A 25,247-nucleotide genomic window follows, 5' to 3' on the forward strand; every position below is an offset into this window, starting at 1 on the left:
TTCCCTTTCTATCAAAAAAGCAGCCTCCTCCATTTACGGAAAAGACTGCCTTAATGATTCTTATAATATTTCTTTAGATTCGTCTTAAGTTATCCCGAAGAGAATCACATATTAATTGTAGATTTGCTACAAAGAATAAAATACCTAGAACTAACACGATAATGACTCCACTAATTGCAGCTAATGGGATGTCATGACCAATAAGGTTTACGATTCCTATTACAAGGAAAATATTGATAATTATAGCTCCTACTCTTGCACCAACTTCTATAGAAACCTTAGCTAAAAGTGATCCCATAGTAAGAAGTGCCATCACTGGAACCAACATCAATTTCAATAAAACTCTTAAAATAAACATAAGCCTCAACCTCCCAAATCAATCATTTTTCTAAAGTCTAATCTAGCAAATTAAAACATGCAATGATGTCACTAATCAATCGCTGCAAATTTCTGCATGATATCCCTTGTGCCATTCCAAATTTCATCAAGACGCTTTTGTAGCTCTTTTATATCTTGCTGGTAAACTACTCCCAGTCCATTAGCTTTCTTTGCATATTGATTAAGATTGTTAGAACACATGCGAAGTAAATACACTAATTCATTTAAATCTTTAGTATCAATCTTAACGCAGTATCCATCTAGAATCATCTTTCTCATGTAGGCACTCATGCTAGAGATTTCCAACTCATTCATCTTGAATTTCATTCTTTGAAGCTCATCATCTGTCAATCTCACAGTTACGCGGTTTGTGTATCTTTGCACTTTTCTCTGCCTCCAAAGCTATCTTCCTTTTCTCTTCATACTCTTTTCCTTTTTTGTAGGTTTGTTCTGAGATGCTATCCTCTGGAAGATTGTTTATGATGCCATCAAAGTTATTATCATTTCCTTCAATGGCATCTTCAGCAGCCTTGAGATAATTCTTTTTTGAAAAAATCGTATGTTGTTCTAGGATATTTTCCTCAATATCAGAAAGTTCCTCTTCTTTAGAAAGTCTCTCATTTGCAATATCAAGTCCATCCATAGGCTACCTCCTATTCCACAGGCACATCATCGTAATCCTTATCCTCTGACTCTGAAGGAATTTCAATATATTCCTCTCCATCATCAATGATTGGACCAGTCTTTTTCTTTATGAAACTGCTCTTATTACTGTATAAATAAAAACCACCTACACCAGCCATTCCTAGCAAAATACAAATAACAAATATATTGCTTTTGCTTGATTTCTTTTCTGGTTTTACTGGCTCTTCATCAGTTTCCGTATCTTCATTATCAGGTTTTGATGTTTGTACTTTTGCAGCCTCAGCAGCTTCCTTCGCTTTTTCTAATTCTTTCTTTTCATCATCATCTAAAAGAGCCATTAAATCCTGCTCATCAACAAGATTAAGGAAATGAACTGTGTTTTCGCCATTATCATCTCTATCGATAATGATATAAAAGATGTTTCCATCTTTTGTAGTAACCGTAATAAACTGCTTTCCAGTTTTTTCTTTAGTTCCATAATCATCCACAATAGAAAGATTTCCATCTGGGGTAAGAGGCCCCATTTCGTCAACCTCTTCATCCTCAGATTCTTCATAATCTTCATCAATTACAGATGTGTCTACATTATCTGGAACATGAGCTTCTGCTCTTATTGGTGCAGATACTGCTGCAAGCACGCCTACAAGAGCAAGCATCATTATTTTAGTTTTAATATTCTTCATCGAAATCATCCTCCTTTACAACATTCGTATTTGCGATTTCTTCAATAGGTTTATTCCCAGGCAAATTATCCTTCGAGTATGCAATCAAGTTAGCCAGTTGCTCAGGGGTTAACTCTGCTGCAACCATCATGTCATGAATACAGGTCTTTTCTATCTCAGCACATTTCTTTTGGAGATTCTTCACTTTGTTATCCCATTCATCTCTTTTGGCCTCAGCTCTTTTCAAATCACTTCTGACTTTATCTAATCTTTCAAACATAGTTCCTCCATCTATGGCAATCTGCCATAACATAAAAAGTGTTTTCTATAGTAATTGCTTTCAATAGATGTGTACTGGATTGGATTACCGCAATGTAACATGATTCCATTTCCACAGTAGATTCCTACATGAGTGGCACCAGCTTTGTTCTTCTGCGTACCTTTAAAGAAAATCAAATCACCTGGTTTTGCTTCCTCTGCAGAAACGACAGTACATTTTGCTTTAAGTCCATTACAATCTGTTCTTCCAACACTCCAACCTGAATGGTTAAGCACCCAGCAAACAAATCCACTACAGTCGAATCCCTGTCTTGGACTAGATCCGCCCCACACGTATGCTCTACCTAAATACTTTTCACCCTCAGCAATCATTGCTGCAAAAGTCTGATCAGTTAGAGCTTCAGGTGGCACTTCTAAATCATCTGGTATCTCTATATCTGTATACAGATCTTCAAACAAATCCGGCTTATTACCTTTTGTCTCAAGTAACAAATTATACCTGGCTCTTTGGACATCACTTAATGGTTTTGAAGCAATTACACTTCCCAGGCCTTTGTTATTTAGCTTTACTTTCAAAATAGAAACCGTATAGTACTCTATCTCCTGATAGGAATATACTTTTCCATTTTCTATTCCATATTTGGTAACTGTTCTAGACCTTGTTTCTGTTCTAGGTGTGTAGGTGAGATTATACTGTGCATCAAATAGTTCCTTTATTACAGGCTTCATATCACACCTAGTGAAATTCTCATAAGCTGCTGTTAAATAAGAAATCAGCTCGTAGGGATTGTGTCCAATCTCTTCAAGCTGATACTCATACTCATCATAGCCAGGAAAATCTGACTCTGTATTATTTATTGTTTTCCTAAGTTCCTTCTCTAGTTTTGTATAATCAGAATTAACACCTATAATATCCTCATCGTACGCTGTATAGGTTCCAGCAACTACTGATTCACTCATGGAGCCGAACAGACTAAGCAAATCTACCTTCACTACGTGAAGAACGATAATACATACCACAATAACTACTAAGATAACCGCGATAATAGGATTTTCTATAATCAGCTCCACTAATGAAGATACCAATCTCCTACCGGCATCAAATAATGCCTTGGCGATTTTAGCTGCTTCCTCCGCTGCCTTCTTTGATACTTCTGCAGTAGCTTTTGCTGATTGTTTTCCAGCTTCTGCTGCAGCCTTAGCCTGTTCTCTTTGAATCTGAGCTCGTTTGATTTTCTTCTTAATAAGTTTTTTTGTTAATTCATGAGCTTCACTTACTGCAGACCTTCCATAATCCAGTGCATCTCCACCTACGTTTTCATCCTTATTGTAGTCATACATTACATGCCTCCCCTCTGTTTAATCTGCGCAAGCTCCTCAGGTTTTGTTGTGAGATACTTATACAGTACGTTATCCTTAGGGAAGTTATCCTTAAATGGAAGAACCACATCACCAAAGAACATCAATCCTCTACCAGAAGGAGCATTGGTTACATACTTAAGTTGGGCATCACTTATTCCAAGACTTTCCGCCAGGATTTGCTTGTCCTCAGCGCCCTGATTAAGCATATAGATGAAATCGCAGTTCTCGAAAATATTACTAATCTCTGGACTAGCTAATACATCCTTAACATTCTGAGTAAGTGCTGTAGGGATACCTCCCCACTTTCTAAATCGCTTATAGATTTCTACTGAATAAGCAGCTGTCTGTTCATCCTTTAACAAAAGGTGGAACTCGTCCATATAGTATCTGGTAGTCTTTCCTATATCACGATTCATAGTTACTCGGCCCCATACCTGGTCATGAACAATAAGCATACCTACCTTCTTAAGCTGCTTTCCTAAATCCTTAATGTCATAGCAAACTATTCTATTATTAATGTTTACGTTTGTACGGTGATTAAACACGTTTAGAGAGCCTTTAACATATAATTCAAGGGAAGTAGCTACCTCTTTAGCTTCTTTCTCAGATTGCTTCATAAGCTCCTTATAGAGATCCTCTAGAAGAGGCATACGCTCTGGTATAGGATTCTCATAAAACTGGGCATATACATTCCTAATACATCTATCAATAATCGTCTTTTGGATACCAGTAAGACCATCCCTTTGATTAAGAATCAACTCACAAAGTGACAGTAGAAACTCTGCTTTAAGTGAAACAGCATCCTCACCATCAGAATAGTTATCATTAATATCCATAGGATTAATATACTGAGTAGACTTCTGACTAATATGGATTACCTGCCCACCAAAGAGCTCTACTAGAGGTGTGTACTCTCGCTCTGGATCACTGATAATGATGTCGTCATTACTAGATAGCACTACATTGGCTATCTCTCTTTTTGCAGCCAGTGATTTACCTGAACCTGGCTTTCCAAAGAACATACCGTTTGGATTATTAGCCTTCTTTCTATCAGCAAAAATAAGCTCTCCTGTAAGTGCATTTTGGCCATAGTACAAATCGTTCTCATCCTGCTTTAAAAGCTCTGGAATTAAAAAAGGGATAAACACAGCAACCGATGAAGTGGTTACCTGTCTATCCTTTTTAATAAGATTACATCCCAGAGGAAGTACGCTCTTAATAGCTTTAGCTTGTCTGTATTCAAGAGGATACGTCTCGCAGCTAAACTGCTGAGCTATACTCTTTTGCTGCTTAACATTGTTCTTTAGGCTGTCTTTTGTGCTACCAGTAGTCATTAATACGAATGTCATATTGAACATTCTTTCATTCTGACTCTGCAGATTAGAAAGCATTGAGCTGGCATCAGCACCATACAGATTAAGGTCATTAGGAATTAAATCCATATCATATCCAGCCTTTACTGCTTTCTTCTGCTCATCAATCTTGTTTGAATCAATATCAGTAATCTTTCTTTTAACTCCTTTGATGGCTTCATTCTGATTTACAGACTGTAAATGAATACTGATAAACTGCTGACAGTCTAAATCAAGAAGCTGCTCAAAGAACTGATCAGATATTTCAGGAGCATCATAAGAGAAACAACTCACCTGACCATAGTAGCCTGGTTTCTTGAAGATATTCTTCATAGGATAATCAATATTATCCTCAAGACTTCCTGCTCCAAATTTCATTTGATTTAAGATATCAATCCTCTGCTGTCCATCTAAGATCTTTGCTTTAACTCCCATCTGTTCAAAGTTCTCTATCACCTTATCTTCAATCTTATGAAGTCGCCCCTTTGCCTCTTTTAGTGAGCCAGCTCTTATACCGAAAGTTAGATACTTAGTCTTAACTAGCACATCATCAAGACATCCTTTGTGATCTATAAGCATCTTTGAATACTCAGCCCTAAGTGAATCCATATTATCGTCTTTACGATCTATGCTTAAATGTTCCCTTAGTTCTTTAGCGTTCGCATATACGTTAGCAAAGGTTAATTCAAACTCTACACTCGTATCAAAGTAATTTAGGAATGTCTTCCACTGTTCAAAAATCAAATCCTTATGCATATCAGAAGCGAGTTTATAATTGATATCACTAAATTCAACAGTCTTGGTATAAAGATCTCCATCCACAAGGCAAATGCCATTAGCATACATCCTATCATAAAGCTGTTTCTCCTGATTCTTTTTAAGCTTAAACTCCAATGCTCTCTGAATAATGATTTCAAATGTATCTCCGTTCTTCTCAAACATAGCCACAAAAAATAGCGGCATCATAACCGCCATCATCACAAAGGTAGGAACACTTATATCTACCTGTAACTTCTTAACCAGGAAGAATGTTGGGATACCAATCATAGCTGCAAGCGTAAAACAAATCACCTGCCTCTTTGTAAGCCCAAAAGCCACCTTTTCCTTCACTCTTGTTAAATCGCTGGGGACTTTTACATTTACTGCCATATCTATTCCTTTCTACTGTGCTGAAAATACTCTCTTTGATAGTGTGCCAGTCTTAAACAAACTGAATACCAGAAGTATGTTGTATCCCATAATGCCCCAGATAGTACCTACAATATCATCTGAAATCGTAATGTTCTGAATAAGCACTGCATAGATTCCTACTACAATAAGGATTAAGAATCCTTGGAATCCAATAGCAAGCAAACTTCTCACATAGTTCTGTCCTATATGACTCTGCTCCTTATTTCCAAATGTTGAAAATGGAATCGGAGCCATACTAACAAGCAAATAGATTTCTATCATACGTCCATAGATAACTACAAATATGATTAATGAAAGTATCTTAAAGCCAGCTCCCAAAACTGTGATTTCAGCGTATATAGGTAGGATTTCTCCTATACCCATACTCTCTAAGGTTGATCTCAATTGAGCCAGCTGTGGTCCTGTAACCGCTGTAGAATGTGTGATAAAACCACCTGCGTCTCGGCATACATGGTAAGTAACATCAAAGACTGCCATTGTAAAGTCAAAGCAATGAGTAATTGCCAAAACCGCCACAGATGTTTTTAACAACCATTTGATAAATATCCATGTCTCAAAGTTTGCTAGATTATTATGCGCTACCACTAGCTGTATCAACTCATAACAGGCAATAAACGTCATGATTATTCCTGCTATCGGCAAAAGAGCGGTTTCAGAAGTTGATTTAATCAGTGGATACACACCTGGAACAAAATCTGCTGGACCAGTAGATACCTGTCCAGCTACTTTTGCTACTTCATCATTAACACTATCAAAAAGACCCGTCAGAACCCACATAACACCGTCAATAAGCTTACTCTTCACATAGTCCGCCATTGCGTCAAATATTAAATCCATATGTTGTTCTCCTGTCTTTACTACAAATACAAGGAGCTGAAAGCAATGCCTTCAGCCCCAATTTCAGGTTCAATATTTAGTTTTAATACCAGCTCTTAGAACAAACCTGAAAGAAGTGGAATGAGCTTAATACCAATGAGGATGATTCCACCACCACTCATGAACTGCTTCATTCCCTGCGACTTAGCGCCCGGATTGTCATTGCCATATCCTTCAAGAAGGTTTACCGCGCCCCAAACTCCAAGGCCTGCGCCGATTGCTGTTACTAAAGTTCCCATTACGTCTACACCTGAATTAAAAAATGCCATTTTGATACCTGGTTCGAAAACTCACCATCATCCATTGTCCTTCATCCGGAATCTCTCCATCATTTTTTCACCTTCATTCGGAAGTAGCGAGCTTCCGAATTTTCCTTTCTTCTTAAAAATATAGTTTATAGTTTCATCTCATGCCTTAATCCTGCGCACCTGATTTTGGGCATAATAATAGACCAGAACTTTCTGGGCGTCCCCAGAATCGCTGGTCTATGTAAATTTATTAATTTTCTGTTGCTTTCTCTAAAGCTTCATATAATTTCTCATATTCTTGCTTTATTTCATTTTGTTCTCTTACAAAATCATTAATCAAAATTATAATATCGTCATATCGAAACTCAATTTCATCTGGTGACGCATCACCTGCATTCATATCAAAATCGACTTCATGGAATCCAACCGTCAATTCTATATTCCCAGAAGCCTCTTTTCCATTATTTGTCTTTACATTGATATCAATCCATTCTTTATCATTTTCAGACATAACATGATTATTAAACGGTGCCAATGATATTTCTAACTGATCATCAATTCCTTTTATTAAATAAGACTTACCTAATTCCAAATCATCTGGAACCTCTGTAATCTCTTCTGAAATACTTGATGAAAAATCATAAAGCTTATTTAGCCATTCTTTTATACATTCTTCAGAATAAGTGTCCGGCATAATATACTTTGTTATTTTTTCCTTATTTAAATATCTATCAAGGCCATTTAATATTTTTTGTTTTTGTTCAGAGGTACCTTTATTCATTATATCTATTATATCATCACAAATGCCCGCGAGATTCTCAAATAAATTACTAACTTTAGTATAGTCTTTGAACGCTTCGATAATTGTATTATTCATATCTGAGTCTCTTACTTTTTCTTCCAAGTAATCATCAAATTGATCCAACGGATGTAATCCAAAGCTTTCTCTATCTTGATTTATAATATCTAGCCTATAATCATCATCATCTTCTTCGTAGTCATCTATTTCCTCAACACTTTGTCTACTATCACCTCCTAAATGTAATGTAAATGGCAATACACTAATACTATTATCCTTAAAATATATTTTTATTCTGCAAGCATGATTAACACTGTGCTTTTCTATAACATGAACAGTATCAACAAAAACGTAATCATCAGTTTCACTATCAAATGGCGCATTATCATAGTCTTTATAATAACAGTTCATTTCAATATCTGCTTTAAGAACAAGGGTTACAATGGCACAATCTTCCTCTATTGCATCAATGATATGAACATAATGCTTAACGTTATTAATACTATTTAAGTATGTTTCAAAATAATCATGGCCATAAACCAGTCCCTTACCATCATGATAAGTACCTATTACGTTAATATCTTGATGCTCTTTAATATAATTAGTTATTTCTTCATCAATACGATTATTTAAATTCTGGAGTAAACGTTTAACATTTTCTAGTTCCTTTTCATCAGCTGTAATCATATTAAACAATTCATCTAGTGAATTGAGGATTGTGTATTTTCTATTTCTTTGTAAACCTTTTATTAACCCATCATCACTACTTAATATAATTACTGAATCATTATCTGGAAATCTATTTTTTATTTGATTTACTATAAAAGCATCTGGAAATTCCTTTCGTTTTCTTCCATCTTCAAATGGGAATTCAATATTAAAATAATCCTTAAAAATCTCGTTTAAATCCACAAATGAAAAATCTAATATTTCTGAACATACCTTATTCATATATGCCAAAATATTCTCTTCAAAACGTTTGATTAGCTCTTCCTCTGTTGGTATATCCAAAAAAGATTCTAAATTTACAGTTCGTAAAATATTGTCACTTAATTGCTTACGTATATTTGTTTTATTTTGATTAATTTTTGTATATATTTCAGTTCCAAATTTTTTTGCATGAGCTTGAACTTCCCCATATACTACATTACTTAAAACGACACTAATCTTTCCATTATTCACATAATTTAATAATATGCTCAGCTTACTATTCTCAGATAAATCATATTGTGTAGAGTCAAAAATATTTGTATCTATTGAAACCGTTATTGGATATTTTAACATTGCACCTCTCCTCCTTTAGCACGTTTGTATTATACCGTATTTGCGAATGAAGAGGTGCATCATTTTAAATTTTTACAACATCAAAAACTTCATCCTTCTTAAACTTCATACCCTGCTTAAGATACTTCTCGATATCCAAGTTATTCCTAGAATCATATTCCCCAGTCTCTTGGTATAGCGGATGATGGGTAACATCATATTTGTCTGACAAAAATGGTCTTACACCACGAAGCTGCAGGATGCATTTATCTCCATCAAGCACTGCAAGCTCATCCATAGTCATTAGGTCTTTACCAGCCTTTTGATAGTTGGTTGAAAACGAAGGATTGTTACCTCTGCTTTCTCCAGTGTTATACATATCAATAGTTTCTTTTCCCAATGCCTGGCTTAAGTCTTTCAATGTGGAAGGCTCTGAACCACCTAAGAAAAGCTGTGAATCCATATTACCAATGATAGTGTCACAGTGATCTTTATAGATAGCTTTCAGCTGTGATTTTGCCTGTAGAAATAAGCAAGCACTTATCTCACGGCTTCGAATTGTGGCCACCAGCTTCTCTAGGTTTGGAATCTGACCGATGTTTGCTGTCTCATCTATAAGGCAACGTACATGCACTGGAAGTCTTCCGCCATAAACATCATCAGCTTTCTCACAAAGCAGATTAAAAAGCTGTGTGTAGATAAGTGAAATCAAAAAATTGAATGTAGCATCTGTATCACTCATGATTAGAAACAATGCAGTCTTTTGATCTCCTAATGTATCAAGCTGCAATTCATCATAAGTTGTAATCTCACGAAGCTCTTCAATATCGAATGGAGCTAATCTGGCACCACATGAAATTAAAATACTTTTCATCGTTTTGCCAGCAGCCATTTTAAACTTTTTATATTGCCTTACTGCAAAATGATTTGGATTCCTTTTCTCTAGCTCATTAAACATAATATCTACTGGATTCTCATAATCCTCATCATCTTCTCTGACCTCACAGGCATTTAAGAAATCAAGCAAGGTATTGAAGTTCTGTTCCTCTTCAGGAGCCTCATAATGGATATATCCAATGAGTGCTGTATAAAGTAGAGTTTCTGCTTTGGTCCAGAACTGATCTCCTTCTTTACCATCACCTTTTGTATTAGTAATAAGCGCATTAACAAGCTTTAAGATGTCCTTTTCAGAGTGAATGTACTCGAAGGGATTGTAATGCATACTTTTTGCAAAATTGATGGTATTAAAAATCTTTAATCTATAGCCATGCTTCAAAAGAGTTTTACCGCATTTAATAACAACATCACCCTTAGGGTCTGTAACTACATAGCTGGAATGCATCTGTAAAAGGTTTGGCAGTAAGAAGAATCTAGTCTTACCTGAACCAGAACCACCTGTAATTACAACATTCTTATTTCTTGCATATTTGGGCTGTTTGGGGCGACTACTCATCATCAGTCGCTCTGTCTGGGTGAGGATGATATTATCCTCAAACTTTGGTGCCTCGAAAGGCTCTATGTCCTGCTGATTTCCCCATCGTGCTGAACCATATTCTGCACCATGACGATATTTCTTAGCATTTTTTCCCTTCACATAAACAGCAACCTTCATCACAACACCAATAACAATACCGACTACCAAATCAAATGGATAAAAGCTTAGTAAGAAATTAGAGAAGGCAATCGGAAGAGACTGAAATAATCCATCAATCTTTTCCGATATTCCAATACCTTCTGATATTCTCCAGGCTTCACCTAGATTTGTTGCGAATAATCCCATCAACACATAAGGAACATTCAGCAGAATTAATTTCTTCTGCTGCTTTGTCATCTAACGTGCTCCTTCTTTTTAGTTCGTGTTTTCTTTGGTTGTGACTTAACCTTCTGAACCAGACGCTTAAGCTTTTCTCGAACACTAGGCCTCTGTTCTTTCTTAACCATCTTGGCTCCATACTCATTCATTACGGCTTCCAAAGCATCTGTATCTCTAGCCTTAAAGAAAGCTGTATATACTGGTGGATTTTGATTCTTATCTTTAATAACTGCGAAATCCACTCCATATTTCTTGGCTATTCTTTCAAAGGTTTTAATACCTTTATCACCAATCTCCATACTGGTAACACCTTGATTCTGCTTTATAAGCTCATCAATAGATTGCTTTCCCTGTATATGGCTATCAATACTTTCTAGCTTCTTATTAGCTCTATGCCGCATATAAAGCCTAATACCAGCCATTATTCCATTAATGGACATTCTAGTACCTGTTATAGCCAGCCGGACTGTTTTCTCTTCAATCTCTTCCTGCAAAATCTCACCTCCTCTCCAATAAAAAAACAGATACTAAATATTAATTCTTAGCATCTGTTTCTTCTTCCTCTTTATCCTGTTTTATTAATTCCTGATACTTTGAAAGCCTATCAGCTTTCTTTTGATTTTCATCAAAACTTAAATCTACTTCTACTGGAATCATAGTTGCCTCCTACAAACACATATCTTTATTTCTTTGTTGTTTCTTCTGCCATTGTTCAAGCAGCTTTATAATAGTATCCTCCATTTGGCGAGGTGTGTAAGACTTAGGAAAGTATTTCTTAAGAACATCATTCTTAAGAGTAACTCTGTCTACATCTTGCTTTTTTTCTTCTGAAAGAATGATGTTCATTCCTTCCTGAGTTATTCTATTTTCTATGGCTAATGCTTTGATTCTCTGAGCCTGAGAAAGTGATGGAATAGACTGTGAGTATTCAATAGCCTCTAACAAGTCTTTTTGCTGAGTTGGATTTAGGAACGATAATTCCACAGCTGGATTAAATCCAATTTGTTTATCATCAACCATATCCATCAGCTCTGGACAAAGATTTGTCAGACGAATAAATCTAGCAATCTGATTTCGACTAACACCTATTTCTTCAGCCATAATTTGATCACTTCGTAAATGTGTCCCAATTTGGGACGCATTTTCTTTAGAAGGTCTACCTGCCTGTCTTTTCATCGCATCCAACTTCATCTTATAAGCCCAGGCTCTTTCACTAGGAAGTATTTCCTCACGCTGCAAATTGCTATCAACCATCAAAATGGTTGCGGCATCATCATCCAAATCCCTAACAATACAAGGGATTGTTTCAAGACCAGCAATCTCACACGCATGATGTCTTCTGTGACCTGATAAAATCTCGTAACCATCTCCATCAGGTCTAACAATAGCTGGCTGTAAAACGCCAAACTCCTGAATAGATTCAACCGTCTTTGCCATATCTTCATCATCTTTCACTTTAAAAGGATGTCCTTCAAATGCGTGAAGCTCTGTAAGAGGCAATTGCACAACCACATCACCATCAGGTACTTTGGCTGTTTCTTCCTTAGCTGACCCGCCAAAGATATCATCGTAACTGGTCAATTGAATGTTTGCGCGCTCTTTCATTCTTCAATACCTCCTTGGTTAACTCTCTATAAGCCTCTGCAACTTTTCCCTTAGGGTCATGAGCATAAATACTCTTTCCCTCAGCACTTATTTCAGCTGCTCTAACTGAATGTGGAATCTCAGTCTTATAAACCTTTAACTTGCTGCCATAAGTCTCTCGAATAAGATTACTGATATCCTTAGCATAGTTTGTTCTGTTATCCACCATAGTTAGGAGAATTCCATCTATCTTAAGCTTTGGATTAATCTGTCGTCTTACTTTGCTAACAGTCTGTAAAAGCTGTTCTAAGCCTTTTGCTGAAAGATACTGTGCCTGAACTGGAATTACCAACTGATCTGCAGCGGCTAACGCATTTACGGTAAGCATTCCAAGTGAAGGCATACAATCAATTAGCACATAATCGTAATTCGTTTTTACGGAATCAATATATTCTTTCAAAACTCTTTCACGACTCATATAATTGACAAGCGATAATTCCATACCAGATAACTCGATATTTGCTGGAAGCAAATCGACACCTTCTTTGTGATGAAGAATCCCTTCATCAACAGCTATCCGCTCTTCATTAAGCACCTTTGCCATAATATCCTTTACTGTTACCGGTATCTCATCTGTTCGTGGATACCCAAGGCTGATGGTAAGTGAACCCTGTGGGTCCAAATCAACCAATAAAACCTTTTTTCCTTCTGCAGCAAGACCAATTCCAAGATTTTCTGTACTTTGGGTTTTCCCAGTCCCACCTTTCTGATTTACAAGCGCCATAACAATTGGCTTACTCATTGTTTTGCCCTCCTTCATTCCTAAATATTTCATTATTGCAACGAGTCCTGTAGTAAGAAGATGTCGTTAATAGCGAGTTATACAAGGTCGTTAAAAGATACGATTTGATGTTACCTATTTTCGGTTTTGTTTCTTCTAGACGTTCCAGCACGAATGCGATATTAAACATATTCAGTTTCATAAACTGTGATCTAACAATACTCATTGGCTTTTTCTCTCCACAAATAACGATTTCCTTCTTAGATGACGTAACTACATCAACAATCAACTCATAAAGCTCATCAACAAGAGGATTATCTGAATAATCAACTCTCAAAGCGTCCAGGCTTATCTGATTTGCAATATAACTTCTGATTGCAGAGTAGTTATCAAAGTCTTGTCCCGTCCTGTCTGGTCCTTCATCTACATAACCTTCATCACTAGACAAGACTAGACTAGACTCAGTATCACTAAATTCAGTTTTATTAAACTTAGTATTATTTGTTTGTCTTTCCGACAATTCTTGATTTGACTTATCGACATTTCTTGAAATGTCATTTGGACAATTCCGGAAGTGTCCATCCGACACTTCCTCTGAAAAGTCCAATACATAGATGAGATTTGGCTTATTCAGCCCCTGCCTTTTTCTTTCAATTAATTCAATTTCCTCAAGCTCTTTGAACACACTGCAGGCCTTTTTCTCTCCACAACCAATAACCTCTTCAGCAGCTTCACTGATTGTGCAATAAACAAAGACTCTACCTTCATCATCAAACCATTCATTTTCTGCAGATAAACTCATCCTATCCAACAGGAAACCATACAGTACCTTAGCCTCACAGGAAAGCTTGCGATATTTTTTTCCTGTTAGTAATAACTTTGGAATTCTTATAAATGAAAAAAGGTCAGCTTGCCGCCGACCATAAAAATACTTTTTAGACATTAAATCCCACCTCGTATATTCACTTTATTTGGCTTATATAGCCATTTCACCTTTGTCCTTAGACTTTGGTTTATGCTCCTTCTTTGGAGCTTCCTTGACCTTATCCTGGGTCTTCTTAAGCTTACCAACAGCAGATTCTTTCTCAGCCTCTTTATCAGGCGCATGCTCCTTTGTAGCTATTCGCTCTTTGAAGTTCTCTGCCAGCTCAAATACCTTTTCCTTTGAATCATAGTGATATAGATTATCCGAAAGGATGTCTTCTGGTGGAACCTCACATGAATTCACATCGGAAATCATATCCTTAAGAGCATTTATATCGTGAGCCATAGACTCAGGTACTAAAAGCACCTCGTGGATTGAACAAGGGATAATATAGAAGTCTTCTCCCATCTTTTTTGCCTGCTCATCCAAGAAGCCCTCATAAGCAATAACACCAGCTCCATGATGCTTATCTGCCACTGTTCCAACGAGAATCTGATCCTCTGGTCCACCAGCTTGAATCATAAATCCTGCATCAGGAATAAGCTCTGCAATTGTTCCAAATAAAGTATTAACCTCAACTGGTCTAATCTCTGGCGATGAAATAAGAGCATCCTGATGAAGCTGATCCTTTGTAATATCCATCTTTTCAAGCATCTCATTTGTCACAACGACAGATGCTATTCCATCATCCATCTGTCCAAGTAATACGCGATATACAATCGCTATATCCTCCATATCTTTGTGAGGAACCTTCTCAAGAAGTGATGCATTCTTTTCAGCATTTACTGCTTCAAGTACCAACTTGTCCTTGATGAAATCATAATCTGTAAGCTGATTTGCATCATAGCTTGGCATGTTAGAAATAGCGTCATCCATCATCCTTGTCGCGTGGTTCAGGACCAGATCGTAATCATCTGTTTTTTCATAAGCTGCAAACAGATTTGAGAAATTACCACTAGGTCCCATCATGGAATTCTCAAGCTTAACAGAAATTGCATCATAACCATCCTGATTAAGCTTCTGTGAAGGAGCGATATCTATACTGGCGATATCATGTCCTTTTGCCTCAAGGTTCGTCTTAAGGTCTTCTGTGAACTTCTCTTTAAATTCTTCGTAGTTCATCATAATGGTGTATACCTCCTATAAAAATTGATTAATTCACCCCAAAAATGGGCAAAAAACAAGAGCAATTATTCAATTGAATAACTGCTCTATGTACTGTATTTATCACGTTTTTTGAGGTAAATGGTGTATGAAATTTATACACCATTTTTACACCATTTTCACACCATTTTTTCCTAGGCCCAATCTTAAGAATGCCCATTTTACGCCATTTTCACACCTTGTAATATCAAACATATTAAAGCGTTATAATGCGTTTTAAAGCAATTTAAAACATGCTCGCAAGCCCAGTATTTACGCTACTTCTCGGATATCTTATTCCACTCATAAGGGGTGTTCTGATATACGTAATAATTCAACCAATTACTATACAAAATATTCCCGTGACTTCGCCACTGAAGCAGAGGCTTTTCATCTGGATCATCATCTGGGTAATAATTCTCTGGGAGGGCAATGTCTAAGCCCTTGTCGCGGTCACGCTTGTATTCACTATCAAGAGTGAAACGGTCGTACTCTGGATGCCCCATTACAAAGATATTGCTGCCATCCTTAGACATGCAAAGGAACACGCCTGCTTCTTCACCTTTGGCGCAGACAACTAAATCTTCACAGGCCTCAATATCTTCTGTGCGCACGCCTGTGTGACGGCTATGTGGTGCATAAAAAATATCATCAAATCCACGCACAAGAGGAATCTTACGATTCTGCACTCTGTGCGGAAATACTCCAAATTTCTTTTCAGTTAAATCGAATTTAGGAATACCGTAGCGATAATAAAGACCAGCCTGGCAGCCCCAGCACAAATGAAGTGTGGATGTGACATGTGTCTTGGTCCATTCGAAGACCTTACACAGCTCCTCCCAATAATCTACTTCCTCGAAAGGCATCTGTTCCACAGGTGCGCCCGTAATGATTAATCCATCAAAAAATCTATCATATACATCCTCAATGTGCTCGTAGAATGTATCTAAATGAGTCTTGCTGGTGTTTTTGCTCTCATGCCCACCTACTGTTAGGAAAGTAACATCTACCTGAAGTGGTGTGTTTGAAAGAGAACGAAGTAATTGAAGCTCTGTATCCTCCTTGAGAGGCATTAGGTTTAAAATTCCAATACTAATAGGTCTGATGTCCTGATGAGTTGACCTATTTTCGTCCATAACGAAAATATTTTCATTTTCAAGTATGGCCTTGGCAGGTAAATCATTTTGTGTTCTAATTGGCATACTTATTATTCTCCTTTTTTCTCACAACACAGTAAATCTAATGTAACTTTTCTTATAATATCACAACCTACCGCCTTGCGCCATGAGTTAATTTTTTGTTCTCATACATGCGTTCATCTGCCAGCAGATATACAGAATGGTATTCTTTATCTGGAGCTTCATGTCTATAGGCATAGCCAACCGCTGCACTTCTGTAAAGGGTAGCATCCTCAGCATTCAGCTTGTCTAAAGACCTATTCATTTTTTCTATTAATTCATCCACCTTTGACATGTTATCCCCTGTAAGGATTGCTACAAATTCGTCCCCTCCTATTCTTGCGATAAAGCCTTCATTTCCAAAGCAATCTTCAAGGACTGTACCAAATTCAACTAGATATTTGTCACCCATAAGATGACCTTGATTATCATTAACGGTTTTAAGCCCATTTAAATCGATGCTTACTACAAGAAAATCTTCTCCCTTAGCCCATAGATTTTCCATGTATTTCTCATACTTAGAGCGATTTGCAATTCTAGTCAGCTCATCCTCGTAGGCAAGATGTGCTAACGATGCAAACTCACTTTTTCTTGAGAAGGATTCTGAAATGAATAGATAATAATTTACCATTGTGCCAAAAACCATGCACATCGCTCCAAGTGGAACAACCTTTTTTGATAACATTATCTGCTCAGATACTCCTATTACTTCAAGATAGAAAAATAGCATGTTAAAAACAAATGCTAATGCCAATAAGGCCTGTCCTATTACCTGAATTAATTGGGTTCCCGGCAACTTCTCACTACGTAGGTCTATCATAAGGATCATTACAAACATAAATACAATCAAGACCACTGCATCAAGCTGATATACAAAAAGCAGTCTATTTATATAAACCACTCCAAAGAAATGCAAGGCAATCAAAACTAATGGAATCATGGCTCCCACAAAGGAAAATGCCCAAAAGATTTTTTTCTTCAAATAATTTCTCATGCATCCCATAACCATATACATGAGGGGAACAACCATATATAAAGATATATACTCAATCTCCGTTTGATGACCATTGGTGTCCACGAAAAGATCAAAGAGTTCGAACTGAGCCATAAACCAAGTACCCAGCACAAGAAACAGCAACGCTGAATACATCTGCATATTTATTTCAGGCATGTCACTTCTAAACGCAACAGCTATCGCAAAAAAGATTAAACCAAATACGATAAGAAAGGCTGCTATCAAAAAGAAGAAGCTATGCCTATATATTTCGTAGAATAATACATCCAGATAATCTCCAATTACTGGTGCTTCATAGTAATTATAGGCTCCATCCTCGTTCACAAAAACGGCAAGCATAAGACGCACATCTTTATATGACCGATGCAAGGTTATAAAATTGTAATTGCATCCAATAAACTTTCCTTCCTTATAAGCATCCAGAAAATCATCATCAATATGGGTTTCGTCCTGATAAAGATTCCAGGCGCTAAATCTGCTTTCAAACATAAAAGTTGGCACAGTATAATATTTTAAGCTAACATCATCATGTATAAATATAATATTGTCGCCTTTACTTGTGCCTTTTCCAACTAGCTTTCTAAACTCCGAAAGCTTAACATCCTCATACTCTGTGTTGTTATAGTACACCGTCCAGCCTTCATCCAGAACTACTATATCCGAGTCATTAGCTGGCTTGATAAACCACTGACCTATATTAATCAGAACTATGAATACCAAGAAGGAAATCATTAAATAACCAAACTTTTTAACCATGGTGCTCCTCCTTCATTTTGTACATTCTCTGATCCGCCAGATAAAATACATCCTGATGTTTTTTGCTTTTTACTTCATAGCTATAAGCATAGCCGTAAGAAGCTGAAAGAGAAATTATGTCGTCCTCCTTGTTAAACTTATCCATGGCAGCCTCAAGCCTTCTGATAGATTTATCGCATACATCAGCTGTAGGATTTTCGAACACAGCTATAAACTCATCGCCTCCAGTTCTACCTATAATGCTTGCCCCGTCAAAGGACTGCATAAGTAATTCAGAAAAGCTCTTTATCATCCTATCACCTTCAAGATGACCAAAGGTATCATTCACATACTTGAGCTTATCCAAGTCCAAGCTAACCATGGCGTAATCCCCTGTCAGAGTGGCGTAGTATTGGCTACATCTTGCTCTATTCATAAGACCAGTAAGAGCATCCTTATAAGCAAGGCCTTCAAGCTGGGCCTTTATACGATTCTCACTCATATGATCAATACTATTCATAAAATAGTAGATAAAGTGACACATCATGAAAAACAGCATGCCCAATTCCATGAAGTTAAGGGATGATAAAATATCTGGTTTTGTAATAACCTCGTTGACCTTAAATATGTATAAGTTGGTAATTTCAAATAAAGAGAATACCATTAGCACTATACAGCCAATAAGCAAATAGACCTCAGCATCTACTCCTGGGTAATATTCATCTATCATCCTCTCCTTTTGTTTCATGATAACGCCATGTACTAATGCAGGAAGAAGACATAGTACTTCCAGTACAGCAAGCACCCCTACGATAGGTAAAAATCTATGTATATGAACGTAATTAGTAAAATGCATATCCATAAACACTATCGGATATACGATATTTATAATTATAAAAATCTTCTGTCGGTGATTGGCAACGTTTGCATGAAGTGAATATAAAAGAATTGTTAGAGCTAATGGCATTAGATAAAATGTCATATACTCTAAAACAGAAAACAGCATAGCATGATTACCGATTATGCAGGTTATGTCATTATACGCATATACGTAGTAGCCTAGTAAAAGCGAGAAAAAGGCACCGATAATCAGCTGTGAAGAGCCTTTATTAATTAACGATAAATAAATCCATAGGGAAAAAGATAGGCACGAATAGATTAATAGAAATGCGCCTATAAAAAATGATGTACGCTTATAATTAAAGAAATATCCAATTAATTCATACTTCGAGCCGTAATAGATAGGAGGAAATTTCTCCGAAAAATTATCATCACCAACCACATATTTAATGCTTAGGTCGTGATATCCTGGTCTTCCTAATGTGACAATATTGTACTTTTTAGGAATAAAATCATTATTATTTAAGTAATCAAGCCCATATGTATATATAAGCTCCCCATCCATGTACACTGCTACCGTGGTCAAAAAGCTTTTAAACATCAGGCTTGATTCACCAGAATTTGCAAAAACAGTTTTAGAGATAGTTATTACCTCTCCCTTTTTGCTATTACCAATTTTATAATCCAAAAGATTTACGTTCTCAACAGTTTTATCCTCACGAGAAATAGACCAGCCATCATCTAAACAGCTGATATTGTTAACTGAAGACGTTGTGAACCAAGTACTCCCAAAGGTGACTAACACTATAAAGAAAAGCATAAGCAACAATGGGAGCACGAAAATCTTTGTAATTCGAATTTGTCGTTTCTTTTCCATAGTAAATAAATTATACACTATAACTGTGTGTATTCTATGGAATAAAGCTTATAATTTACCCATTAATCAATGCAAGCAAGCCTTCCTCGTCAAGAACTGTTACGCCCAAGGAATTAGCCTTGTCAAGCTTGCTTCCTGCAGCATCACCTGCAACTAAATAACTGGTCTTTTTTGAGACTGAGCCTGAGCATTTGCCGCCGTTAAGCTCTATCAACTCCTGAGCCTCTTTTCTGCCCATATTAGGAAGTGTTCCAGTGATTACAAAGGTAAGTCCTGAAAGCTTGTCGGTAGCACCTTCCTTTTCGGCCTCTACCATATTTACACCTGCTTCCTTTAATCTGGCAATAATTTCGATATTTACAGGATTGTGAAGATAATCATAAATTGATTTAGCGCTGATTTCTCCAATATCGTTAACCTGAGTAAGCTCCTCTATGGTTAACTCCATAATCCTTTCGATATCCTTAAACTGTGATAACAAGGTCTTTGCAGCTGCCTTACCAACATTAGGGATTCCGAAGCCTGTAAACAATCTATTAGCATCATTAGCCTTGGCTGCTTCTATTACGCCTAAAAGCTTGTCAGTATTTTTCTCTTTTCCAATAATGCCCTTTTCGATTAATTCATCACGATGATTCTTTAGAGTAAATACATCCGCAATATCCTTGATATATCCCTGATTAACCAAATCCTCTACGTATACGTCGCCAAAGCCTTTGATATCCATGGCATCCCTTGATACGAAATTTATAATATGTCTGACAAGCTGAGCTGGACAACTAGGATTAGTACACTTCATATCTGCTGTATCTGCGTCCCTTGAAACAGGGCCACCACAAACTGGGCAGACATTTGGAATTTTGTAGGTGCTAACACCAGCAGGTCTCTTAGAATGTACTACTTCCTTTACCTTTGGAATGATTTCTCCAGATTTATATACAACTATCGTATCTCCGATACCTATATCCAAATCATCTATGAAATCCTGATTGTGAAGAGTTGCTCGGCTAACAGATGTACCGCATAAACGAATTGGCTCAAAAATAGCTGTTGGATTTACACGACCTGTACGACCTACAGATAATTCAACATCTAAAAGCTTGGTCTCCTTTTCTTCAGGTGGGTACTTGTAAGCAATGTGACCATTTGAATATTTAGCACTAGTAGAAAAATCGTTTCTATAAGCAACCTGGTCAATCTTTACCACCGCACCATCAATATCAAATGGGAACTCACCACGCAAATCACCAATTTCATCTATTACGCTAAGTATTTCAGCTGCAGTCTCACACTTCTTATGGAATACAGTTGGAACACCGTGGGAATTCAATATATCCATTCCATCACAGTGGCTGATAGTAAGCTCCTGAGGTCCCTGCTGAACGTTGAATACAAACATCTTTAAGCCACGTTCCTTTGTGATATTGGCATCTAACTGTCTTAATGTTCCTGCAGCAAGATTTCTTGGATTGGCAGCAAGCTTTGCACCTTTTAGCTCCTGCTCACTATTAAATCTATCAAAATCCTCATGGGACATATATACCTCACCACGAAGCTGAAGTGAATCGTAAGGCAAATCCAAGTACTGATTAACATCTGGGATAACAAGAGCATTTGCAGTAACATCTTCACCTATAAGGCCATCACCTCTAGTCTCGGCAAGTGTAAGCTTTAGTCGATTCTTTGAATCCTTTTCATATCTAAGAGTCATGCTAAGGCCATCGATTTTAGCCTCTACAGAAAACTTTGCATCAGGATGAACAGCCTTTACCTTATCTACCCATGCAGTCACATCTGCCTTATCAAAAACATCCTCGATGGAAAGCATAGGCACGTCATGGGTAACCTTAACACCAGCCTCACGCATAGCCACGCCACCTATTTTTTGAGATGGCGAATCAGGAGTAACCCACTCTGGATGCTCCTTTTCTGCTTCCTTAAGCTTAATCATAAGCTGATCGTAATCATAATCGCTAATTTCTGGCTCGTTCTGATTGTAGTATCTATCCATGTGATAATCGATTTCATCGATTAGCTTTTTATATTCTTGTAATTCCATTATTCTCTCCTAATCTGCCTTTTTAGTTGGCAAAGCTATTAATTTCTAGAACCTTCTAGCATTTTATTCAAAATTGCAATTTCCTCGGCAGTAACATCCCTGTATGTGTCCTCCTTTAAATTGCCTAGTTCGATATTCATTATTCTAATTCTTTTAAGAGTCTTAACCTTGTAGCCAAGCATCTGGCACATTCTTCTAATCTGTCTGTTTAAGCCCTGTGTAAGAATGATATTAAACTCATTCTTAGAAAGCTTTCTTACCTTGCATTTTCTAGTGGTAACCTCTAGCTCGTCAAGATAAACACCATCAGACATTTTTTTGATAAAATCTCCTGTAATCTCTTTATCTACAGAAACTACATATTCTTTTTCATGAGCGTTCACCGCTCTCATAATCTTATTTACCAAATCTCCCTGATTTGTGAGCAAAATTAAGCCTGTGCTATCCTTATCCAATCTGCCAATTGGATAGATTCTTTCAGAATAATTTATATGGTCGATAATATTATTCTTCTCACGCTTTTCAGCTGTGCACACAATGCCTGCTGGCTTGTTATATGCAATAAGCACTGGCTTTTTATTGTCATTTGATACTATTTGTCCTTCAAATACCACCTGGTCTGTGCTAATTATCCTCTGCCCCATGACAGCAGGCTTGCCGTTTACCAAAACCTTACCAGCCTCAATAGCTTTATCTGCTGCTCGCCTACTACAGACTCCAGCATCACTTAAAAACTTGTTAAGTCTAATATTTTCCTCCAAAGGATTCCTCCTAACAATAAATATAATGGAGACCACCTACATGGTCTCCATAACATGCAAAAATCAAATTATATTAGTGTAAAAGGTCTGTTCTGATATAGCCTTCCTTCTTGCCATATTTAACCTTTGTCCAACCTTCTGCGTAGCTCATAACAACAGTAACCTTTTCTCCTGCGTATGCTACAGCTACCTTTGATGAAGATGAATCCATCTGAGAACGGATATTGATGGTTGAGCTAAGTGTAACCTCTGTACCCTCAGCAATAGCACTTGCGTTGGTTGTTTCTTCTTCAGCTGTGTCCTCTGAATTAGCTTCTGAATCTAATGTAACAGCATCCTTTGTGATATATGCTTTCTTACCATCGTAATCAAACTTGTAGAAATCGCCTTCCTCACCGTAAATCTTAATAGCTGTTCCCTTTTCGATAGAACCTAGACGATTACTATTTTTATCAGCGGCTTCTCTTACGTTTGCCTTCGAATTAATCTTTCCTGAATAAGAATTAGCCTCTTCCTCTGTTTCAGCCTGCTTCTTTGCCTCAGCTTCTGCTTCTGCAGCGGCCTCTTCTTCAGCCTTCTTAGCAGCCTCTTCAGCGGCAGCAACTTCAGCATCATAATCTGTATGCCACTGTGCATGTGCAGCTGGAAGTGTTTCGTTCATGAATGTGTTAAGTGCTGAATCACTTTCAAGTGCCTTTGTGTAAGCATCCTGAATATCAGCTTCCATATCTAATAAGTCCTGCTGACGAATAAATACACCAATTAAATCAGAAACCTCTGAGTCCATTTCGTAGATATTGTTATTCTGGTTGAATGAACCGTAAATGTTGTTGATGAAAAGCTTTCCATCATCATTTGTCTCAACATAGAAGAAATCAAGTCCAGGAGCTGGAGTATCAATATTTGCATACTTAAGCTCTACTTCTGTAGTAACAAGATATGAACCAGCGTTAAGTCCCTGCTTTGTGTATATCTCAATATTGTTAAAGCTGTCGATATACTGGCTATAAAACTTAATGTAGCTAATCTCCTGATCACTGATTGGAGTGGCGATGGATGCTAATGTATCTGTATTGCCATCAGCATAAGCTACATAATAATCATTAATTAATGCATTTAATTCAGTGTTCTTATTCTTTTTAAATTCTTTAGTGACATTTGCTGTAGATTTTGTATTTAATTTTTCTGTTTGCTCCTTTGATGTGGTTCCAAGGAAAAGAACTAACATCATTGCTATGAATATACATCCCGCTAAAAAGTATCTTCTATATTTAAAAACGAAATCTCCACATACAATTGCTATATTTTTAATTTTTGTTTTTAAGTCTTGAAAATTCATGGGTCCTCCAATGTATTTATGCGTATTTGTTTAACTGTAGACGGCCGGATTCGAACCGGCGGTCTTCGGAGTCGGAGTCCGATGCGTTATCCAACTACGCTACGCCTACTTAATTTATCTGCCGAATTATTGTATCACATCTTACAATTCACATCAAATTTTCTAGGGCAATAAAAGAATAGAATTTCGATTTTTTTGGTCAAACTTTAGTTGATAAAAGTACTAAAGTGGTATAAAATTAACTCAATTTTTATAAAGGAGAATTTATATGAATCCATCAGGTTCCACACAATTAATATGCTTACTTGGCAGTCCTGTTTCTCACAGCATTTCACCTGCCATGCATAACACCGCTTTTGAGGCTCTAGGCCTGGATTATTCATATATGGCCTTTGATGTAAATCAAGAAAATCTTGGCACAGCAGTTGAAGGTTTAAAGGCCTTAAATTGTATGAACTTCAACCTTACTATGCCTTTAAAAACTGCTATTATCCCATATTTAGATGAAATAGATGATGCTGCGAAACTATCTCAATCAGTGAATACCTGCGTCTGTGAAAATGGCAAATTAAAGGGCTATACCACTGATGGAATCGGCTTTCTACAATCAATGACAGACAGTGATATACCTTATGTAGGTAAAACAATCACCGTACTTGGTGCTGGAGGTGCTGCCACTTCTATCGTCACCCAGGCTGCCATTGAAGGAGTTGAAAGAATCTATATATTAAAACGTAACAATTCTACTTTTGCCAATACTGTAGAATACGCCGACAAGCTTTCAAAGTCTACTAATTGCGATGTTTCAGTCTATGATATCAACAATTTAGAAATTATGAGGTTTTGTATTGATGAAAGTGATATACTTATCAACTGTACAAATGTTGGCATGGGCGATGACGATTCATCTTTAGTTCCAATAGAATTTCTACGTCCATCACTTAATGTTTGCGATGTAATTTATCATCCACCTGAAACAAAGCTTTTAAAGGATGCAAAGTCCAAGGGTTGCAAAACAATGAACGGAAAATACATGCTCCTATACCAGGGGGCTGCCGCCTTCAAGCTTTGGACTGGTCAAGATATGCCAATAGAATTAATCAAAGCCACCTGCTTTGATATATAGAAAGGATTTTTAAAAA

Annotated in this window: 24 protein-coding genes and 1 tRNA gene; 1 reads left to right on the plus strand and 24 read right to left on the minus strand. The window is 37.0% G+C overall.

The annotated features are described in order from the left end of the window. Nucleotides 1-73: 73 nt before the first annotated feature. From BM097_RS01650 to BM097_RS01760, 24 genes are all read right to left on the minus strand, one after another. Complete coding sequence (locus BM097_RS01650; RefSeq protein ID WP_090545242.1) at nucleotides 74-358, minus strand: hypothetical protein; 285 nt, start codon at nucleotides 356-358, stop codon at nucleotides 74-76. A gap of 71 nt (nucleotides 359-429) precedes the next feature. After that, on the minus strand, nucleotides 430-762 hold the full coding sequence (locus BM097_RS01655; protein WP_072919422.1) for a plasmid mobilization protein: 333 nt from the start codon (nucleotides 760-762) through the stop codon (nucleotides 430-432). After that, entirely contained in the window at nucleotides 719-1,021 is a 303-nt protein-coding gene (locus tag BM097_RS01660; RefSeq protein ID WP_072919420.1) for a DUF4316 domain-containing protein, read from the minus strand. The genes BM097_RS01655 and BM097_RS01660 overlap by 44 nt, the downstream gene beginning before the upstream one ends. Before the next feature lie 10 nt (nucleotides 1,022-1,031). Further along, entirely contained in the window at nucleotides 1,032-1,706 is a 675-nt protein-coding gene (locus tag BM097_RS01665; protein ID WP_177197333.1) for a DUF4366 domain-containing protein, read from the minus strand. After that, a complete protein-coding gene (locus BM097_RS01670; RefSeq protein WP_072919416.1) occupies nucleotides 1,693-1,965 on the minus strand; it encodes a DUF4315 family protein in 273 nt (90 codons plus the stop codon). The genes BM097_RS01665 and BM097_RS01670 overlap by 14 nt, the downstream gene beginning before the upstream one ends. An 11-nt stretch (nucleotides 1,966-1,976) precedes the next feature. After that, a complete protein-coding gene (locus BM097_RS01675; RefSeq protein ID WP_090545248.1) occupies nucleotides 1,977-3,305 on the minus strand; it encodes a C40 family peptidase in 1,329 nt (442 codons plus the stop codon). Next, the gene (locus BM097_RS01680) at nucleotides 3,305-5,827 is read right to left on the minus strand and encodes a VirB4-like conjugal transfer ATPase, CD1110 family (RefSeq protein WP_090545250.1); all 2,523 of its coding nucleotides are present in this window, start codon (nucleotides 5,825-5,827) and stop codon (nucleotides 3,305-3,307) included. The genes BM097_RS01675 and BM097_RS01680 overlap by 1 nt, the downstream gene beginning before the upstream one ends. Nucleotides 5,828-5,839: 12 nt before the next feature. Continuing rightward, nucleotides 5,840-6,706 carry a VirB6/TrbL-like conjugal transfer protein, CD1112 family gene (locus BM097_RS01685; protein ID WP_090545252.1) on the minus strand — a complete coding sequence of 289 codons (867 nt, stop codon included), beginning with the start codon at nucleotides 6,704-6,706 and terminating at the stop codon, nucleotides 5,840-5,842. 95 nt (nucleotides 6,707-6,801) lie between these two features. Beyond that, nucleotides 6,802-7,014, minus strand: a complete 213-nt coding sequence (locus BM097_RS01690; RefSeq protein WP_072919409.1) for a Maff2 family mobile element protein — start codon at nucleotides 7,012-7,014, stop codon at nucleotides 6,802-6,804. Nucleotides 7,015-7,243: 229 nt separating this feature from the next. Next, on the minus strand, nucleotides 7,244-9,076 hold the full coding sequence (locus tag BM097_RS01695; protein ID WP_090545254.1) for a PIN domain-containing protein: 1,833 nt from the start codon (nucleotides 9,074-9,076) through the stop codon (nucleotides 7,244-7,246). A 64-nt stretch (nucleotides 9,077-9,140) separates the two neighbouring features. Continuing rightward, the gene (locus BM097_RS01700) at nucleotides 9,141-10,886 is read right to left on the minus strand and encodes a VirD4-like conjugal transfer protein, CD1115 family (protein ID WP_090545256.1); all 1,746 of its coding nucleotides are present in this window, start codon (nucleotides 10,884-10,886) and stop codon (nucleotides 9,141-9,143) included. After that, nucleotides 10,883-11,362: a PcfB family protein gene (locus BM097_RS01705; RefSeq protein WP_090166008.1), complete on the minus strand. Its 480-nt coding sequence runs from the start codon at nucleotides 11,360-11,362 to the stop codon at nucleotides 10,883-10,885. The genes BM097_RS01700 and BM097_RS01705 overlap by 4 nt, the downstream gene beginning before the upstream one ends. 40 nt (nucleotides 11,363-11,402) lie before the next feature. Next, nucleotides 11,403-11,525, minus strand: a complete 123-nt coding sequence (locus tag BM097_RS16790) for a hypothetical protein (protein WP_255406607.1) — start codon at nucleotides 11,523-11,525, stop codon at nucleotides 11,403-11,405. A 9-nt stretch (nucleotides 11,526-11,534) separates the two neighbouring features. Then, complete coding sequence (locus tag BM097_RS01710; protein ID WP_090545258.1) at nucleotides 11,535-12,473, minus strand: ParB/RepB/Spo0J family partition protein; 939 nt, start codon at nucleotides 12,471-12,473, stop codon at nucleotides 11,535-11,537. Continuing rightward, nucleotides 12,433-13,254, minus strand: coding sequence for a ParA family protein (locus BM097_RS01715; RefSeq protein WP_090545260.1), 822 nt, complete (start codon nucleotides 13,252-13,254; stop codon nucleotides 12,433-12,435). The genes BM097_RS01710 and BM097_RS01715 overlap by 41 nt, the downstream gene beginning before the upstream one ends. Continuing rightward, nucleotides 13,247-14,176, minus strand: a complete 930-nt coding sequence (locus BM097_RS01720) for a replication initiator protein A (RefSeq protein WP_090545262.1) — start codon at nucleotides 14,174-14,176, stop codon at nucleotides 13,247-13,249. Before BM097_RS01720 ends, BM097_RS01715 begins: the two co-directional genes overlap by 8 nt. Nucleotides 14,177-14,209: 33 nt before the next feature. After that, nucleotides 14,210-15,283, minus strand: a complete 1,074-nt coding sequence (locus BM097_RS01725) for a DUF5688 family protein (RefSeq protein WP_090545264.1) — start codon at nucleotides 15,281-15,283, stop codon at nucleotides 14,210-14,212. Between the two features lie 296 nt (nucleotides 15,284-15,579). Continuing rightward, nucleotides 15,580-16,503 carry a homoserine O-acetyltransferase MetA gene (metA, locus tag BM097_RS01730; RefSeq protein WP_090545266.1) on the minus strand — a complete coding sequence of 308 codons (924 nt, stop codon included), beginning with the start codon at nucleotides 16,501-16,503 and terminating at the stop codon, nucleotides 15,580-15,582. 67 nt (nucleotides 16,504-16,570) lie between these two features. After that, nucleotides 16,571-18,250 carry a GGDEF domain-containing protein gene (locus BM097_RS01735; protein WP_090545268.1) on the minus strand — a complete coding sequence of 560 codons (1,680 nt, stop codon included), beginning with the start codon at nucleotides 18,248-18,250 and terminating at the stop codon, nucleotides 16,571-16,573. Beyond that, on the minus strand, nucleotides 18,243-19,946 hold the full coding sequence (locus tag BM097_RS01740; protein ID WP_090545270.1) for a GGDEF domain-containing protein: 1,704 nt from the start codon (nucleotides 19,944-19,946) through the stop codon (nucleotides 18,243-18,245). Before BM097_RS01740 ends, BM097_RS01735 begins: the two co-directional genes overlap by 8 nt. A 55-nt stretch (nucleotides 19,947-20,001) precedes the next feature. Then, on the minus strand, nucleotides 20,002-22,005 hold the full coding sequence (gene ligA / locus BM097_RS01745) for an NAD-dependent DNA ligase LigA (protein WP_177197334.1): 2,004 nt from the start codon (nucleotides 22,003-22,005) through the stop codon (nucleotides 20,002-20,004). 38 nt (nucleotides 22,006-22,043) lie between these two features. Further along, nucleotides 22,044-22,766: a pseudouridine synthase gene (locus BM097_RS01750; RefSeq protein WP_090545275.1), complete on the minus strand. Its 723-nt coding sequence runs from the start codon at nucleotides 22,764-22,766 to the stop codon at nucleotides 22,044-22,046. A 73-nt stretch (nucleotides 22,767-22,839) separates the two neighbouring features. Next, complete coding sequence (locus tag BM097_RS01755; RefSeq protein WP_090545277.1) at nucleotides 22,840-24,105, minus strand: SH3 domain-containing protein; 1,266 nt, start codon at nucleotides 24,103-24,105, stop codon at nucleotides 22,840-22,842. 35 nt (nucleotides 24,106-24,140) lie between these two features. After that, a tRNA-Arg gene (locus BM097_RS01760) sits at nucleotides 24,141-24,214 on the minus strand. 159 nt (nucleotides 24,215-24,373) lie between these two features. Between BM097_RS01760 and BM097_RS01765 the strand changes: the two genes are divergently transcribed. Continuing rightward, nucleotides 24,374-25,231: a shikimate dehydrogenase gene (locus BM097_RS01765; protein WP_090545279.1), complete on the plus strand. Its 858-nt coding sequence runs from the start codon at nucleotides 24,374-24,376 to the stop codon at nucleotides 25,229-25,231. Nucleotides 25,232-25,247: the final 16 nt, after the last annotated feature.

This window comes from Pseudobutyrivibrio sp. OR37, from assembly GCF_900113655.1.
Lineage (GTDB): Bacteria > Bacillota > Clostridia > Lachnospirales > Lachnospiraceae > Pseudobutyrivibrio.